Source organism: Microbacterium sp. NPDC058062 (assembly GCF_042885375.1).
Lineage (GTDB): Bacteria > Actinomycetota > Actinomycetes > Actinomycetales > Microbacteriaceae > Microbacterium > Microbacterium trichothecenolyticum_C.
The window spans coordinates 1-1,513 of record NZ_JBHVSC010000015.1 but is presented as its reverse complement, the minus strand read 5'-3'; the positions used below and the strand labels follow the sequence as shown (position 1 = coordinate 1,513).

The following is a 1,513-nucleotide window of genomic DNA, read 5'->3' as shown; positions in this document are numbered from 1 at the left end:
CTGATATGTAGGGGTTTCTGTCAAGTGGGCAGGGTGTAGCGCCGCCGGGCTGGCTGCTCGGCGGCGCTTCTTCGTCCTCGCGGGTGGGGGTTCGGGGTGCGGCGTGTCTTGCGACGCGTGGTCAGTCTGATATTCGCGGGTTGGTTACCGCAGGACCCTGTTTCGGCGAGAGCATCCGAGCTTGTCTGAGGTCGAGCGTGGCCGCTGGTCGGGGCGGCTGCTCACAGTCCAATCGCTGGTGTTCTCTTCACGCTGCATGCGTTCCGGCGTCAGCACCCGGGGGACGAGTGTGGAGTGCTCAGTCCATGACGGCCAGGGACCAGCACCAGCCGGCGAGCTCGCGGGCGATCGCGGTGTTCGCGACGGTGTGCTTCTTGTGTTTCGCGGCGAGCACCATCCACCGGTTATGCAGCCGCCGGTTGCCGGCGTCGCCGCGTGCGGCCGCTGCGGCGGATGCTTTCGCCCACCGGTCGGTCATCGTCTTGCCGGGCCGGTAGTCGTGCTTGTGATACCAGGCGGACTCGATCAGCAGTCGGCGGGCGTGGGTGTTCCCGGTCTTGGTGATCGGCCCCAGGCTGCGGGAGCCGCCCGAAGAGTGCTCGGACGGCACCAGCCCCAGGTAGGCGGCGATGCTCGCCCCGGTGAGTCGATGCCAGTCGCCGATCTCGACCGCCAGAGCGAACCCGGTCAGCGTCGAGATCCCTCGCAGACACCCCAACCGGGTGGTGACTGCGGTGAACTCCGAGTCCGCGGCCATCGCCGTGATGTCACGATCCAGCCGGTCCTTGCGGGCGACGATCTGCGTCACCGCGTCGTAACTCGCGTCGAACGCGGCCAGCGTCCCACTGCCCGCGCCGTCGAGCCCGTCACGACGAGCAGCACGTAGCCAGGCATCGTGCGGGCGGTTCCAGGTCTCGGTCCCGGCATAGACGATCCCGCGGCGCAGCAGCAGCTTCGAGAGCCGATGCCGGGCGGCCATCAACTCCACCCGGGCATCATCACGCGCGCGCACCAGATCCCGGGCGGCCTCTTCCGCCTCGGTCGGCACCCGCACCGCGGTCAGCTCGTCCAGCTTCAGCAGACGGGCAAGCAGCAGTGCGTCACGCGCGTCGGTCTTGATCCGGTCGCCCGCGGGTCGGATGATCTTCGACGGCGCGGCGACCGTCACCGCCATCCCCGCCGCGGCGAGCTTGCGGGCCAACCCGAAGCCGGTCGGACCCGCCTCATACGCGGCATGCACCGGCCCCAGCCGGGCCGCGATCTGCATCACCCACGCGACGACCTCGATGGCCGCTGCTGGTAGTCGCACCTCGACTACCTCACCTGTCGACGTGTCGATCGCTGCCGCTCGCACGCTCCGCGCGTGCACATCCAACCCAATCGCCGTACGCTCGTTGAACACCAGGGCCTCCGCTGCATGTCGGCATCCCAAGGCCACTCCTCGGGATGATCCACGAATCTGCACCGTGAGGCCCTGGGCCTACAAGAGCACCAGCACCCCACCCTCATAGGG

At 68.6% G+C, this 1,513-nt stretch carries 1 protein-coding gene; it reads right to left on the bottom strand.

The features are described 5' to 3' along the window. Positions 1 to 298 precede the first annotated feature (298 nt). The gene (locus ACFVSU_RS21950; RefSeq protein WP_387148176.1) at positions 299 to 1,402 is read right to left on the bottom strand and encodes an IS110 family transposase; all 1,104 of its coding nucleotides are present in this window, start codon (positions 1,400 to 1,402) and stop codon (positions 299 to 301) included. Positions 1,403 to 1,513 lie beyond the last annotated feature (111 nt).